This window comes from Caldisericum exile AZM16c01 (assembly GCF_000284335.1).
Taxonomy (GTDB): domain Bacteria; phylum Caldisericota; class Caldisericia; order Caldisericales; family Caldisericaceae; genus Caldisericum; species Caldisericum exile.
Window position 1 is genome coordinate 712,674 of record NC_017096.1, and the last position, 14,714, is coordinate 727,387.

The window sequence follows — 14,714 nt, forward strand, 5'->3', positions numbered from 1 at the left end:
CTTGAAAAATTGGTAAAATCATTAGTATGAATACGAACTACGTTGATATTTTTGTATTTGCTTTATTGTTGACTGAGTTTTTCGTTGGGATAAATAGAGGTGCAATTCTTTTTATATTTGATATTATTGGGATAGTCTTAGGAGTTTTTTTGTCAAACTTGCTTGCGCCTAAGTTATCGCTTTTTCTAAATCATAGTTTTCATCTTGATAAAAGTATTGCTGAAAAAATTCAAAATCTTGTAAATATTCCTGGAGGTTTTTCAAGTCTTGGAGCAACTTTTGAAAATGTTTCTAAGACTATAACGAATATGCATCTTCCTAAAACGCTTGAAAATTTTATCCTCGCAAATGGAACAGAGCCTTATTTGAGCGTGAAAGATTTTATAACTCTGCGTTTATCTCAATTTCTTGTAAATGCGATTTCTTACGTACTTGTTTTTGTTATCGTAATTTTGATAGTTAGAATTGTTGCGTTAATAATTAGGCAAACCTTGAGAGTAAGTCCTTTCTTAAGGTGGATTGATATAATCCTTGGCGGCGTTTTGCGTGTTGCATTATCACTTACCATAATTGCAGTTGTGATACATATGCTGGGGTTCGTTTTCTCATATCTTGATCTATCGCAAAGCGAGTTTTTCAAGATGCTCATAAGTTCGAGAACATATTACATTTCGGAAACTTATTTTCAATTGATCTCAAATTACCTAACTTCCATTATTGCGAATTTTAAATGATATGGCAAATTTAGATTTTCTTGACTACAACCTTGACAAAGAACTTATTGCGCAACATCCGATCTATCCAAGAGATCATGCACGTCTTATGGTTGTTCACAGAGATACAGGCGAAATTGAGCATAGGAAATTTTACAACATTGTGGAATATTTGAAGAAAGGTGATTGTCTTGTCTTAAATAATAGCAAGGTTTTGAAGGCTCGATTTTTGGGAACAAATATTAGAACAGGTGGCAAAAGAGAGATTTTTCTTTTAAAATACCTATCTTATAAAAAATGGCTTGCTTTAACATCGCCAAATGATAGAGTTCATGTTGGAGATGAGATACTTGTTAGTAAAGATCCAGAAGTCAAAGTTAGGGTATTATTAAAAGGCGAATTTGGAGAGAATACAGTTGAATTTGAAAGTGCTCTTGAGATGGAAGAGGTTTTAAAATATGGAGAAGTTCCTCTTCCACCTTATATAAAGGCAAAGGTGAATTTGGAGGAATATCAAACAGTCTATGCGAATCTTTTAGGATCCGTTGCATCGCCTACTGCAGGGCTTCATTTTACGAAAGAACTTTTAAAGCAAATTGAAGAAATGGGTGTTTGTGTTAAATATATTACACTACATGTTGGCCTTGGGACATTTAAACCAATCAAGGAAGATGATTTAAATAAACACAAAATGCATGAAGAGGAATTCTTTATTTCAAAAGACACCGCAAAAACTGTGAATGAAGTAAAAGCAAATGGTGGAAGAATAATTGCTGTTGGAACAACAGTTGTAAGGGCTCTTGAAACAGCATCGACAAGAAACCACATTTTGAAACCATATTCAGGCTCGACACGCCTATTTATTAAACCTGGATATCCATTTAAGATGGTTGATGCACTTATTACAAACTTTCATTTTCCAAAAACTACACTCCTTGCTTTGGTTTGTGCCTTTGCTTCAACTGAATTAACTTTGAAGGCGTATAATATTGCCGTAAAAGAAAGATATAGATTTTATAGTTTTGGCGATGCAATGCTTATCCTATGAGGTGATACATGTTTGATATAAAGTTCAAAGTTTTAGCAGAAGATAGTTGGTCAAGGGCTCGAATTACACAGTTCGAAACGCCACATGGCACCATTGAGACACCTGTTTTTATGCCTGTTGGAACACAGGCAACCGTTAAGACGCTTACATCTGATGAAATTAGAGAAATTGGCTTTAAGATTATACTTTCAAACACATACCATCTATATTTACAACCAGGTGCTTCAATCATTGAAAAAGCGGGTGGCATCCACAAATTTATGGATTGGGATGGAGCAGTGCTTACAGATAGCGGTGGCTTCCAGGTGTTATCTTTGAAAGATTTGAGGAAGATTAACTCAGATGGCGTGGAATTTAAGTCATTTATTGATGGGTCAAAACACTTTTTCACTCCTGAACTTGTAATTGAGACACAAGAAAAAATTGGATCTGACATTGCAATTCCACTCGATATATGTGGAACATACCCAAGTCCGCACTCTGAAACGAAAAGGGAACTTGATATAACAGTTGAATGGGCAAAAAGAAGTTTAAAAGCACACAAAAGAGAAGATCAAATTCTTTTTGGTGTAATTCAAGGAGGATTTTATAAAGACCTCCGAAAAGAGGCTGTTGAAAGAATTTTAGAATTGGATTTTCCTGGCGTTACACTTGGTGGATTAAGTATTGGAGAAGAAAAAGAACTTACAGCCGAGATGGTTGACTACACGGTGTCTCTCTTGCCAAAATATAAACCAAGATACTTTATGGGAGTTGGAGATCCGATAAGCATACTTGAATATGTACGGCTTGGAGTTGATATGTTTGATTGTGTCCTTCCAACAAGAATTGCAAGAAATAGAACTCTTTTTACAAAAACTGGTACAATAAAAATAACAAAAGCAATATATAAAGAGGATTTTACTCCTATAGAAAATGATTGTGGATGTTATACCTGTAAACATTATACAAAGGCATATTTAAATCATCTTTTTAAAGCAAAGGAGCATCTTGCAGGTCGTCTTGCAACCATTCATAATCTCTATTTCATGAACTGGTTAATACAAGAAATAAGAAAATCAATTAAGGAAGGGTATTTTAAGGACTTTTACCAAGAATTTAAAAGTAAGTATAAAGAGGGGAATAATTCAGAATAATTTAATCCGAATTTGAGATAACGAAATTTTCTGTATAATTTATTACGTATTGTAAATAATAAAGGAGGTAGGTATGAAGAAAGTATTGGCGGTGTTAGTGCTAATTTTGATTCTTACGCCATTTTTTGCAGGATGTGCTCCAAAGGCAAAACCACTTAACGTCATTGTAATGTTTCACAATCATCAGCCTTTTTATAAAGATCCCGAGTCTAATACATATATTCTACCTTGGGTAAGGCTTCACGGGGCTAAAGATTACTATAGGATGCCTTATCTTTCATCTCAATTCAAGGATATACACATAACGTATGATCTTTCCGGGAGCCTTATTGATCAAATAAAAGACTATCTAAGCGGAGTAGAAGATAAATATCATATTGTTTCCAGAGTTGACCCAGATAAACTTACAATTGACCAAAAGTTTTTCATGCTATCTATCCCTGGTGGGTTCTTTGATATCAATTGGGATCACATTATAAAGAAAGTTCCTCTATACACAGATTTATTAAATAAAAGACAAGACATTTTCAAACAGTATTCAATAGAGGATAAAGATAAATTGGTTAATGCTTATTCAAGTCAAGATTATTTAAATTTACAAACACTCTTTAACCTCTTTTGGCTTGATGTAAATTACATAAAAAGCGATCCTGAATTGGCACCTCTTTTAGATAAGGCATATAAGAAAGAAAATTTCACTATAGAGGAAAGAAATCTTGTCTTAAGAAAACAGATGGAAATAATGTCAATGATTCTGCCTGAATACAAGAAGTTAATGGATGAGAAACTCATCGAAATTGTTTCAACGCCATTTGCGCATCCAATTTCTCCACTTCTTGTAGATTTTGGTTTATCAACTGAATTAAAAGAACAATTGGATGCTTCTAACAAGCTTTTTAATGAAACGTTTGGCTCAACACCAGCAGGAATTTGGGCTTCGGAATGTGCTCTTAACGACGATGTTTTGAAAATATTTAGCGAATTTAATTTAAAGTGGACCATCTCCGATATCGATAACCTTCCTCAACTCGGGATAGACAAAAATGATCCTATAAAAGCGCATCTTCCATATACTATTAACGGGGTTACAGTATTTTTTAGAGACAAATATTTATCTGATGGAATTAGTTTTAGATACTCAGGAAAATCTGTTAATGAGGCAATAACTGATGTTGAAACAACGCTTACGAATTTACAAAAACTCAATACGGCAGGTGATCTTGTTTATACAATTGCTCTTGATGGAGAGAATGCGTGGGAATACTATGAAAATGACGGAAACGATTTCTTAAACGCGTTTTATGGTAAACTTTCGGAACTTCAAAAGAAGGGAATTATAAAAGTAGTAACACCGTCTGAATATCTTTCGAAGTTTAAAGGCCATGAGGTGACTTTACATAAAGTATCAGCACTTTATCTTGAGAATAAAGATATATCTAATATTAACTCTTATTCAAATCTTCCAAAGAGAGAGTATGATGGGTATTTTGGAGAATCAAGTTGGGTGAATCCAACGCTTGATACATGGATTGGTGAACCTCAAGAAAATATTGCGTGGATGTGGTTAATTGACGCATATAAAAAATACAAAGAAAAAGAAAATTCTCTCAGTTTGAGTATTCAAACTGAAGTTAGGCGAGATTTGATGATTGCAGAGGGATCTGATTGGTTTTGGTGGTATGGAAGTGATCAAAGTTCAGGAAATGACCCTGCATTTGATAGATTATATAAAATACATTTGGGAGAAATTTACAAAAAAATTGGAAGTGATATTCCAGATTATCTTTATGGAAATTATTTCCCAGATGGGGAACCTTATGTATCAACTGAAATATCCTTAAAGGATGATGAGGTTGTTTCTGTTAGTAATCTTTCGAATATGAAAATAGGGGAAATGGTTTATAGCAAAAAGAAAAATTTGCTAACTTTAAAACTCAATTCTCAAGATTTCATTGTTGCAGTATATAACGGAAAATCTTTAAATTCATTTTTAAGCGAACAGACAAAACCCAGAAACTTTAATATGAGCAATTTCCCATATACAAACGAAAGTATTGGAATGCCCGTTGATTTTGAGATTTACGGGAAAGATAGTGTATATTCTTTGGATCTAAATGGTCTCAACTTGAACAAGTTATATATCGTAATAGTAGGTGTTAAAAACGGGAATATAAAGGTAGAAACACAACCTATTAAATTAAAATTCCCGCTAAACATTGGAGGAACCCTTATAGGTGAACTTTACGATCAAGCAAATGATGATAGCGGGCCTGGAACTTATACCTATCCTCTTAACGATGTGTTTAAAAATAAGGGTCATCTTTTTGATTTAATTTCCTTTAAGATGTATGATGCAGGAGAGAATTATATACTTCAGTATGAAATGGGTTCCATAGGTGGAAATCCTTGGAATGGACCTAATGGTTTTTCTTTTCAAATTATTGAAACATACTTTGATGTTATTGATGGTGGAATGACCGAGCCTATTGATGTTAATGGTCCAAATGCTTTGCTTGATGATAAGCATCCTTGGGATGTTGCAATTCGTATTGCAGGGTGGTCATATGGCAACTATATACAAAATTCAAAAGGTGAAGTTGCACAAGGAGAACTTGGAATTTCAGTTGACAATGAAAAGAATACAATAAACGTTGTAGTACCTAAAAAGTATCTTTCAATTAATTCCAATTATACTCCTTATGTGTGCATCATTTCGGGAAGTCAAGACGGATACGGAGCCGGGTATTTCAGGGCAATCACGCAAACTGCAAGCGAATGGACCTGTGGAGGGGGAGATCCTGAGGCACTTAATGCAGGAGTACTCCCGAAAGTAATGGATATCTTTACACCTAAGGATAAGACTCAAAAAGAAATCCTAACCTCTTACGATGTGAACAGTAAAAAACTTGCAATTATTCCTATGCTTCCCCTTGAAAAAGCAAAAGAAGTACCTAATCTTATCTCTTCTTACAAATTAAACATTGGAGAAATTACTCCTCCTAATTCGGAATTTTCTCTTGATATTCAGATTAAAAATATTGGTAAAGGTGATCAAGATGATCTTGAAGGTAATGAGCTAACATTGTATATCCCTGATTTTGTCAAAGTTAGGAAAATAGAAACAAGTTCGTTTAAAAGCGTTATCAATGGTAAAGTAATTGCCTTCAATGGAAGTGTTAAAAAAGGAGAAGTTGAAAAGGTTAAGATTACTTTTGGTTTGGCAAGCAACGTTCCTAATGCATATAAAGAGAACTTTAAAGGTATTCTGAGTTTTAATGGAGATGGATTAGGGAAAAATTCTACATCCTCAGCTTTTGAATTTTACTTTTACACGAGTTATAAATTGGAAATTTGTCTACCTTTTGATAAAAATTATCTTGTAAGAAATGGTTCAAATATTCAATTCAAAAATGCGAATATTAAAACTGAATTTTCAGAGAGATTTAATGATGCAACAACTTCTCTTGAAGACCTTTGCAATGCTTTGGGTATAAGTTATTCTTTTGATGGTAACAAGCTTACTCTTGTATTTATGGATAATAAATATGAACACTGGGTAGGGCAAAACAAAGCACTTCTTAATGGTAGTGCAATACCATTAGTTCAAGGAGAACAGAATATAAGGAGTTACGTAGAGAACGGTATCTTGAAATTCCCTATAAAAGCACTTGCATATGCGTTCAAATTTAAGTATAATATAGACAGTGTAAATAAAACTGCAAATCTCTACTACCTCCCATAGATTTAGAGTGAAGGAGAATCTCCTTCACTCTTGAACATTTAAAGGAGGCAAAAATTGAAAGGCAAAAATCAAAGAGATCTAAAAGAAGAAAATACCTCAACGGTACTTAAATTAGTAAAAGATAATCCAGGTATTTCAAGAATATCTGTTGTGAGAAAAACTGACCTAACACCTCCAACTGTTTCAAGAATTATAGGTTTTCTTCTGGAACAAGGCGTTGTCTCTGAAACCCCCGGAGAGTCAAGTAAAGTTGGAAGAAAACCATATTATCTTAAATTTAACGGAAACAATTTTCGAGTTTTTGCAGTTGAGATGTCATACACACAAGTAAAGTTTGCTCTCATTGATTTCGATGGAAAAATTTACCATGTTGAAACTATTGAAACATCTACTGATATCTCAAATAAAGAACTTCTTGAATTGATCGTTAAACATTATAAGAAGTTTGCTGATAAGTTTGGTAGAATTTTTGCAGTAGGAATCTCTGCACCAGGACGAGTTGATCCTAAGGAAGGGAAAATAATTAGTATTCCAAATCTTAAAAATCTTTCGAACTTCTCAGTCTATGAAGTAGCAAAAGTAGTTGATAAGCCAGTTTTTGTTATGAATGATGCAAATGCTGAAGCCCTTGCTGAAATGTTTTTTGGATATGGTCGTGATGTGAATGATTTCTTACTTGTGCACATTGGCTTTGGTATTGGTGGTGGGATTGTTTTAAATAGGAAACTTTATAACGGAAATTTTGGTGTATCTGGAGAAATTGGCCATATTTCAGTTGATATGGACTTTGGAATTGAATGCGATTGTGGCAATAAAGGCTGTATTGAACTGTATTCGAGTGCAAATGCAATGCTAAAAGCAGTTCAAAAACAGTTGAAAGCAGAAAATCTTACGTTAGATAAACTTTACGAACTGCTTAAAAAGAAAGATAAGATAGCACTTAGCATAATTCAAGAAAGAAGCAGAATGGTAGGAAATGTGCTTGTAAGTGTTGCAGATATACTTGCTCCTCAAAGAATTATCATTGCAGGTCCTGTGGTAAAGATTTCAGATTTTATTATTCCACAAATTAAAGAGACTTTGAAAAAACGTTCCTTCTATGGGTTTGGAGAGAATATCGAAGTTGTTTCTTCTGCTTTGAAAGAAAACACAGGACTAATTGGTGCAATGTCAGTTGTACTGAATGAGTTTTTAGAGCATCCCTATGAGTTTATAGCCCAAAAATAATACTTACTATTGTGATTGTTATAAAAAGAAGGATAATTACACCTAACGTGTAGCGCTGATTATTTACAAGTGGATATTCTTTTTTCTTTAAGTATTCTTTGGTTTCTCTGTGTAGTAAAAGATAGATGAGATATACAAGCCATGGAATTTGAATTAGAAGGATGGCAATAATTTTTTCTGGTGTGAGTCTTGCAATGCCGAGGACAAGATAAGGCGTAAAAGCGTTAACTTTGTATTTATTCATTAGGAAGGCGGCAAAAGATTTGAAATTAAGCATTAAAAAAGTTATTATGATGTTGACCAATATATTGAGAGTTATAATTGCTGTCAAAAATTTTCTTGAAATTTCTTTTCTTAAAAGTAAAAGGATTGAAGGAATTAAATAAACTAAGAACACAATAGCACACAACATAAGGATAGGTTTACTAAGCGTACTTTCAACAACTTTGAATCTAAAGAAAAGAGTTGCAGAAAACAGCACAAAATAGGAAAGGCTTATGAAGAGTATATAAACTGCGATTTTATACTCTTTTGGCATCCTATCCATTTTTAATATCTATACCTAACTCATCGAGTTGTTTTTTATCTACTTCACTTGGGGCATCTGTTAATGGACAAGTGCCAGAAGTAGTTTTTGGGAATGCAATTACATCACGAAGACTATTCGCCTTGCTCAAAATCCATACAAGCCTATCAAGGCCAAAGGCAATTCCTCCATGAGGTGGTGCGCCAAATCTAAATGCTTTTACAAGAAATCCAAACCTTGATTCTATTTCTTCATCACTTAAACCGATTGCCCTAAAAACTCTTTTTTGTAATTCAGAGTCATGTATTCTTATACTCCCTCCTCCGAGTTCGTTTCCATTGAGAACAAGGTCGTATGCAATTGCTCGAACGTTTTCTTTGTCAGTTTCAAGCTTGTCAAGATCCTCCGGATTAGGCATTGTAAACGGATGATGCTCTGCAACAAATCTCCCTTCCTCTTCGCTATATGAGAAGAATGGGAAGTTTACAACCCAAAGGAAATTAAATTTTTCTTTGTCAATTTTATTAAATCTTTCACCAAAAAACAATCTAATTCTTCCGATTTTTTCAAATCCGCCCTTTTTATCAACTACAAAGATAGTAACTAATGAATCGTCTTTAGTGTATTTCAAAATATCTTTTCTCTCTTTTTCGGTTAAAAATTTGCTAAATTGAGAAGAAATTTCTTCTCCGTTAATTTTAAAATCAATAAAACCGTTTACACCAAATTGCTTAACTTGTTCTTTTAACTTGTCTACCTCACTTCTTGAAGTGTTATTTACTCCATCTATTGCTAAGCCTAAGATTAATTTAGAGCCATCGTTTTGAAAAACTTTTATTTGAGTATCTTTAAATGTATCTGTAAAGTCAATAATCTTCATATCAAATCTTGTATCTGGTTTATCGGAGCCATAGAACCTTATTGCATCTTTATAATCAATTCTTGGGAAGGGAGTTTGAATTTCAATTTCCATAACTTCCTTAAAAAGTGTTTTATACATATCTTCAACAAGAGCTATTATATCGTCCTGTTCAACGAATGACATCTCCATATCAATTTGAGTAAATTCTGGTTGTCTATCAAGCCTTAAATCTTCGTCTCTAAAACATCTTGCAATTTGAAAATACTTTTCAAAACCGCTTATCATAAGAATTTGTTTAAAAAGTTGTGGTGATTGAGGCAATGCGTAGAATTTTCCCCTATTAAGTCTTGAAGGAACCAAAAAGTCTCTTGCGCCTTCCGGGGTACTTTTTGTTAAATATGGAGTTTCAACTTCAATAAAGCCCTTTGATGAAAGATAATTTCTTATGCATTGCGTAATTTGTGCTCTAAATTCAAAGATATTTCGCATTTCCTCACGTCTAAGGTCAAGGTATCTATATTTAAGGCGGACAATCTCATCTACATCTTGCGGTACAAAAGGATTAAAAGGAAGATCTTCAGCTTTTGAAAATATTTCAAAATCTGAAAGTTGTATTTCAATAAAACCTGTTTTTAATTTCGGGTTTGGCGTTTCACGTCTTTTTACTGTTCCTTTAACAGCCAAAACTGACTCAACCTTGAGATTTTCAATAGTTTCGAATTTTTCCTTTGGAATATCGTTTGGGTTAACTACTACCTGGACGATGCCAGAGCGGTCTCTTACATCTAAAAATAAAATTCCACCAAGATTTCTTTTTCTATGAAGCCACCCGTTTACTATAACAACATTACCTATTAGATTTTCATCTATTTCACCTGCACCAACTGTTCTTTTAAGCATTATTTATCAACTCCTTTATCGATTCTTTAAGTTCATCAATTTTCACTTTTATTTGATTTCCTTTTTCCATATCCTTAATGCTTACACTATTTTCGGAAAATTCATCTTCTCCAAGAATACATACAAAGTTTATCTCTCTTCTACTTGCTCTTTCTATCTGTTTTTTAATAGAATCTCCTTTTGGATCAATTTCCACAATAAAATCCGGAATTAGTGAATCTCTTATTTTAAATGCAGTACTGCTAAACTTTTTATCATATGCAATATAGATTTTTTTATTGTCAGGAATTTTATAATTTCTTGCTTTAAGGATTTCAATAAACCGCTCAACACCCAATGCGAAACCAACACCTGGAGTTTTCCTTCCGCCGAGGTCCTCTATAAGATAGTCATATCTTCCCCCACCAAGTAAGGCATTTTGTGCTCCAAGGTCTTCCGAAACTACCTCAAAGACAGTCTTTGTGTAATAGTCAAGGCCTCTCACAAGAGTGTTATCAACCTCAAAGGGAATTTTTAACTCTGTGAGTAATTTTTTTACTTCTTCAAAATGCTCCATACATTCATCGCAAAGATAATCAGTTATCTTTGGAAGACTTTCTTTCAAAGAGTCTTTTTCTTTTTTGCAGTCAAGAACCCTTAGAGGATTTGTATAAAGTCTTCTTTGGCAGTCAGAACAAAGTTCATTATAATGTGGCTTAAGTGCTTCCGTAAGCGTTTCTTTATACTTAGGTCTACAGACTCTACATCCGATACTGTTAATTTTAACTTTTAGATTTTTAATGTTGAAGTGTTCTATTATCTTAAGTGCAATTTGTATTACTTCAACATCAAGTATTGGTGAAATATCACCCAGTGCTTCAATACCTAGTTGATAAAATTCTCTGTATCGACCTTTCTGCGGATTTTCGTATCTAAAACATTGACCAAAATAGAAAAACTTAAGGGGCATTGGGTTTGTTTCCATGTGATGCTCGATGAAAGATCGAGCAACGGAAGCAGTCATCTCTGGTCTAAGTGAAAGAGTTCTTCCACCTTTGTCGTCAAATGTGAACATTTCTTTTTCTACTATATCTGTTGTATTTCCCACAGACCTATCAAAGAGTTCGGCATACTCTACTGTTGGAAGAACTATCAGTTTATATCCAAAGGCGTTTGCAATGTTATAGCTTAGTTTTTGAATTTCATTAAAAAGGATTGCGTCTATTCCTAAAATATCTTTGAAGCCTTTTACTGTTTTAATTTCCATTCTGCTCTCCTATATAGTGAATTTTACATAATTTTATCTAAAAATCAAGTTTTTGGGATTTGTGTTGGTTTTAAATATAATTGAGATATGAACCACAAATTTATAGAGGCCCAAGTAAGTGAAATAACAGGTGCAAAAATATACGGATTTTTATCAGAGAAACTAAAAGGAAAAAACAGAGAGTTAATCAAAGAAATTTCAAAAGATGAATTTAATCATTATCTGCTACTTAAGAAGATCACTAAAGTAGATGTTAAAGAGGACTTTCTACAATTAATACTTTATAAAATTCTATATTATGTATTTGGGGTGGTATTTGTAGTTAAATTGATGGAGAGAAGCGAAAGCGACGCAGTAAGGCTATATAAGGAACTATCAAATAAGGATAGTGAGTTTTTGTCTGTTCTTGAAGATGAGGAACGACACGAAGAGGAATTGATTGGGTTAATCGAAGAGGAAAGAGTATATTACGTAAGTTCTGTTGTTCTTGGGTTGAATGATGCGCTTGTTGAAATTACGGGAACAATATCTGGTTTATCCTCTGCCCTTCAAAATGCAAGAACTATTGGAGTTGCTGCACTTATTACAGGTGTTGCTGCCTCCTTATCGATGGCTGCGTCAGAATATATTTCAAAAAAAACCGATTTATTGTCACAAAGAAATCCACTTAAAGCTGCAGTTTATACTTTTGTTGCGTATTTCCTTGTTGTCCTTGGACTTGTTTTACCATTTTTCTTTGTAAATAATTTTGTAATTGGTTTTATTTTTTCAATAATATTTGGCTTCTTAATAGTAGTAGTGTTTTCTTTCTACGTTTCTATTATTCATGATACAGAGTTTAAGAGAACTTTTTCTGAAATGTTTTTTGTAGTTATTGGTGTTGTTGTAATCACATTCTTTTTGGGTTATATTGCAAGAAAATTATTCAATGTAAATATTTAGACGAGGTGAATAGGAATATGATTAAGAGAGTTCCAAAAATTTTTATTTCGTTAATTATTCTTGGCTATATTTTTGCCTTCTTTTCACTATTTGATCCGACAAAAAGAATTGTTGGGTTGTTGTCGTTTGTTGTTGCAGCAATTCTACACATTATACTTTTGATGTCTAATGAGTATAAATCTTCAAGACATCTTTCGCTTGCTTCGAAATATATTGAAAAAAATATGCCAAATAACGCATATGATGAGATTCTTAAGGCAGCAAGACTTTACGAAAACGAAGAAGAGCTTTACAAGTTGTTCTACAATAAAACAAAATTCAAGGAAACAGTTAGGAAAGTTGCGAACCTCATTTACGATAACATAAAGGATCATGATACACCTTATTTGCGATTTATTGGTTCAATGCTTGAATATATTTCAGGAGATCTTGAGAAAGCAAAGAGATTGCTTGTCAGTATTGATACTGATAAATTGACAATAAAGATGGTAAGATTGCTGGGTTCGGTGTTTTATGATCTTAAAGACTTTGATAATGCTATCAAATATTTGTCTTTGTATGATCCGCCATACACCCCAATGAATGAAGATGAGCTTGCAGTTGTATATGGCTTAGGCATATCCTACTTACAAAAAGGAGATCGACAAAAGGCAAAAGAGTATCTCGAACGAGTTGAATTAAGAAACTCAACATTTGGAAACGTATCACAAATTTTAAAGTTATTAGAAAATGACTCTAAAGAATCATAATTTTTGCATTTTTCTTCGTGAGAAAAGAAAAAGATAAAATCCCGAGGGTATAGAATAAGAAAAAGGTAACAATTGCCGATTTGTAATCCCCACCCATAAACGCAAAAAGCAAAGAACCAATAAACCATGCAAGATTCCATGATATTTCTTTCACACTCGAAGCGATTGCTTTTATTTCATCTTCCATTAAATCCATGTAGTATGAAGTATAGACTGGAATCGATGCGTTTATAAAAATACCTCTTAAAAGATAGGAAATTATAGACAACGTTTTGTTTTTTGAGAGAAGTAATATGATGAATGGAAGGGAAAGGCTTTCAAGAGTAATTACGGAATAGAATTTTTTAAATTTTTTAACTACATATGGTATAAAAAATGATGCAAGTGCTATTAAAATGCTTTGTGCACCAAATATAATTCCAAGTTTTTCGTATCCAATACCTTGATACTCGATGAAGTAAAGGTTAAAGAAAGGAACCATAACACCTGCTCCTATACCCATTAGAAACTCACTTATTGCGAAAATTCCGATAATTTTAAAATTTTTCTTATAGTTGAATAGTTTAATTAGCGGATCTTTTATTTTAGAAATTATACTTTCACTTTCCTCTATAACCCATTCCTCATCAATCCTGATAATAAATAGAAGTCCTAATATTGTTAAGGTTGCTGCAATAATAATAGCGCTTCTCAATGCGAAGGCTTGATCGCCGTTTAATATCTTTGGTAAAAAACTACCCAAAATTTCTCCAATAAAATTTCCAAGAACAACACTACCAAAACTTAAACCAAATAAATGAGTTTGCTCATAGGAAGTACTGTTTCTTGAAAGGAATGGTGCTTCGTTGACAAGGAAAAGCGAGGAACCAAAACCTATTAAAAATATAAAAATAATCAATGCAAATCCATTTTTAGATAAAACCATACCAATTTCACCTAAAAACTGAAGCATAGTCCCTATTGCAAAACTTCTTTTATGACCTGCAATGTTTGAAATTAATCCAGAAAGTAAAGCAAGCACTGCAATACCTAAGTAATAAATACCATTGATAAATCCTATAAATTCATTTTTTACTCCTAAGCTTTTCAAATATAGATTCAAAGTGAGAAAAAATATTCCAGTCCCTATAGAGATTATAAAACTTGCTAAAATATAACATCTTGCATTTTTATTTTCAAGTAAAACTTTTCTTATCATAAACGCACCTCCAACTTTTCGAAATGAATTATATAACAAAATATTATAATAAAATTTTATTTAAATTGCAATCAAAACTAATCCCGAATAAAATAGTTTAAGATTTAGTTTTCAGTTATGTTCGTTCTTGTTTGTTCTGTTGTATTGTTTTCTTTAGTAATTTTGCTTATCTTTGACTCGCAATCAGACAATTTCCGCTTTAATTCCGAAATTTCTCGGTAATGCACTATCAAGGAAATTAACCACATTATGACAACTCCCGCAAACAGCATTATGATTCCAAATAGCCCAACTGTTGTGTTGAACTTAAATGTAAAAAAGTTAATAACTGTTGGATTGTAGTTTTGTGCAATTAAAAGCACAGTTGCAAGAGAAACTAAAAGAATAAAAACAAGAAATACGTTTAACTTCTTCATAATCTTCCC

12 protein-coding genes are annotated in these 14,714 nt (G+C 33.0%); 7 read left to right on the forward strand and 5 right to left on the reverse strand.

Annotated features, from left to right (window positions below; translation table 11 throughout):
- Positions 1-26 precede the first annotated feature (26 nt).
- The 5 genes from CSE_RS03495 (at position 27) to CSE_RS03515 (ending at position 7,866) form a co-directional block, all read left to right on the forward strand.
- Positions 27-734: a CvpA family protein gene (locus CSE_RS03495; RefSeq protein ID WP_014453264.1), complete on the forward strand. Its 708-nt coding sequence runs from the start codon at positions 27-29 to the stop codon at positions 732-734.
- A gap of 1 nt (position 735) precedes the next feature.
- Complete coding sequence (gene queA, locus CSE_RS03500; protein WP_014453265.1) at positions 736-1,761, forward strand: tRNA preQ1(34) S-adenosylmethionine ribosyltransferase-isomerase QueA; 1,026 nt, start codon at positions 736-738, stop codon at positions 1,759-1,761.
- A gap of 8 nt (positions 1,762-1,769) precedes the next feature.
- On the forward strand, positions 1,770-2,897 hold the full coding sequence (gene tgt, locus CSE_RS03505; RefSeq protein WP_014453266.1) for a tRNA guanosine(34) transglycosylase Tgt: 1,128 nt from the start codon (positions 1,770-1,772) through the stop codon (positions 2,895-2,897).
- A 73-nt stretch (positions 2,898-2,970) separates the two neighbouring features.
- A complete protein-coding gene (locus tag CSE_RS03510) occupies positions 2,971-6,639 on the forward strand; it encodes a glucodextranase DOMON-like domain-containing protein (RefSeq protein WP_014453267.1) in 3,669 nt (1,222 codons plus the stop codon).
- Positions 6,640-6,693: 54 nt separating this feature from the next.
- Positions 6,694-7,866, forward strand: coding sequence for an ROK family transcriptional regulator (locus CSE_RS03515; protein WP_014453268.1), 1,173 nt, complete (start codon positions 6,694-6,696; stop codon positions 7,864-7,866).
- On the opposite strand, the gene CSE_RS03520 is transcribed toward CSE_RS03515, so the two are convergent.
- From CSE_RS03520 to hisS, 3 genes are read right to left on the reverse strand one after another with little or no spacing between them, the layout of a single operon-like run.
- Positions 7,850-8,413, reverse strand: coding sequence for a hypothetical protein (locus CSE_RS03520; RefSeq protein WP_014453269.1), 564 nt, complete (start codon positions 8,411-8,413; stop codon positions 7,850-7,852). The two genes, CSE_RS03515 and CSE_RS03520, sit on opposite strands and share 17 nt — an antisense overlap.
- The gene (gene aspS / locus CSE_RS03525; RefSeq protein ID WP_014453270.1) at positions 8,406-10,154 is read right to left on the reverse strand and encodes an aspartate--tRNA ligase; all 1,749 of its coding nucleotides are present in this window, start codon (positions 10,152-10,154) and stop codon (positions 8,406-8,408) included. Before aspS ends, CSE_RS03520 begins: the two co-directional genes overlap by 8 nt.
- The gene (hisS, locus tag CSE_RS03530) at positions 10,147-11,400 is read right to left on the reverse strand and encodes a histidine--tRNA ligase (RefSeq protein ID WP_014453271.1); all 1,254 of its coding nucleotides are present in this window, start codon (positions 11,398-11,400) and stop codon (positions 10,147-10,149) included. The genes aspS and hisS overlap by 8 nt, the downstream gene beginning before the upstream one ends.
- 87 nt (positions 11,401-11,487) lie before the next feature.
- Between hisS and CSE_RS03535 the strand changes: the two genes are divergently transcribed.
- Both CSE_RS03535 and CSE_RS03540 read left to right on the forward strand, forming a co-directional pair.
- A complete protein-coding gene (locus CSE_RS03535) occupies positions 11,488-12,342 on the forward strand; it encodes a VIT1/CCC1 transporter family protein (RefSeq protein WP_014453272.1) in 855 nt (284 codons plus the stop codon).
- A gap of 17 nt (positions 12,343-12,359) precedes the next feature.
- Complete coding sequence (locus CSE_RS03540; RefSeq protein WP_014453273.1) at positions 12,360-13,091, forward strand: tetratricopeptide repeat protein; 732 nt, start codon at positions 12,360-12,362, stop codon at positions 13,089-13,091.
- Here the strand turns inward: CSE_RS03540 and CSE_RS03545 are convergent.
- Both CSE_RS03545 and CSE_RS03550 read right to left on the reverse strand, forming a co-directional pair.
- A complete protein-coding gene (locus tag CSE_RS03545; RefSeq protein ID WP_331370603.1) occupies positions 13,078-14,328 on the reverse strand; it encodes an MFS transporter in 1,251 nt (416 codons plus the stop codon). The two genes, CSE_RS03540 and CSE_RS03545, sit on opposite strands and share 14 nt — an antisense overlap.
- Positions 14,329-14,393: 65 nt before the next feature.
- Positions 14,394-14,705 carry a lipopolysaccharide assembly protein LapA domain-containing protein gene (locus CSE_RS03550; RefSeq protein ID WP_014453275.1) on the reverse strand — a complete coding sequence of 104 codons (312 nt, stop codon included), beginning with the start codon at positions 14,703-14,705 and terminating at the stop codon, positions 14,394-14,396.
- Between the last annotated feature and the right edge of the window lie 9 nt (positions 14,706-14,714).

Excerpts from the sequence above, each read along its gene's own strand:
- tgt (WP_014453266.1), top strand. The coding sequence starts at position 1,770 with ATGTTTGATATAAAGTTCAAAGTTTTAGCAGAAGATAGTTGGTCAAGG.
- aspS (WP_014453270.1), bottom strand. The coding sequence starts at position 10,154 with ATGCTTAAAAGAACAGTTGGTGCAGGTGAAATAGATGAAAATCTAATA.
- hisS (WP_014453271.1), bottom strand. The coding sequence starts at position 11,400 with ATGGAAATTAAAACAGTAAAAGGCTTCAAAGATATTTTAGGAATAGAC.
- CSE_RS03510 (WP_014453267.1), top strand. The coding sequence starts at position 2,971 with ATGAAGAAAGTATTGGCGGTGTTAGTGCTAATTTTGATTCTTACGCCA.
- CSE_RS03550 (WP_014453275.1), bottom strand. The coding sequence starts at position 14,705 with ATGAAGAAGTTAAACGTATTTCTTGTTTTTATTCTTTTAGTTTCTCTT.
- CSE_RS03535 (WP_014453272.1), top strand. The coding sequence starts at position 11,488 with ATGAACCACAAATTTATAGAGGCCCAAGTAAGTGAAATAACAGGTGCA.
- CSE_RS03520 (WP_014453269.1), bottom strand. The coding sequence starts at position 8,413 with ATGGATAGGATGCCAAAAGAGTATAAAATCGCAGTTTATATACTCTTC.
- CSE_RS03540 (WP_014453273.1), top strand. The coding sequence starts at position 12,360 with ATGATTAAGAGAGTTCCAAAAATTTTTATTTCGTTAATTATTCTTGGC.
- queA (WP_014453265.1), top strand. The coding sequence starts at position 736 with ATGGCAAATTTAGATTTTCTTGACTACAACCTTGACAAAGAACTTATT.
- CSE_RS03495 (WP_014453264.1), top strand. The coding sequence starts at position 27 with ATGAATACGAACTACGTTGATATTTTTGTATTTGCTTTATTGTTGACT.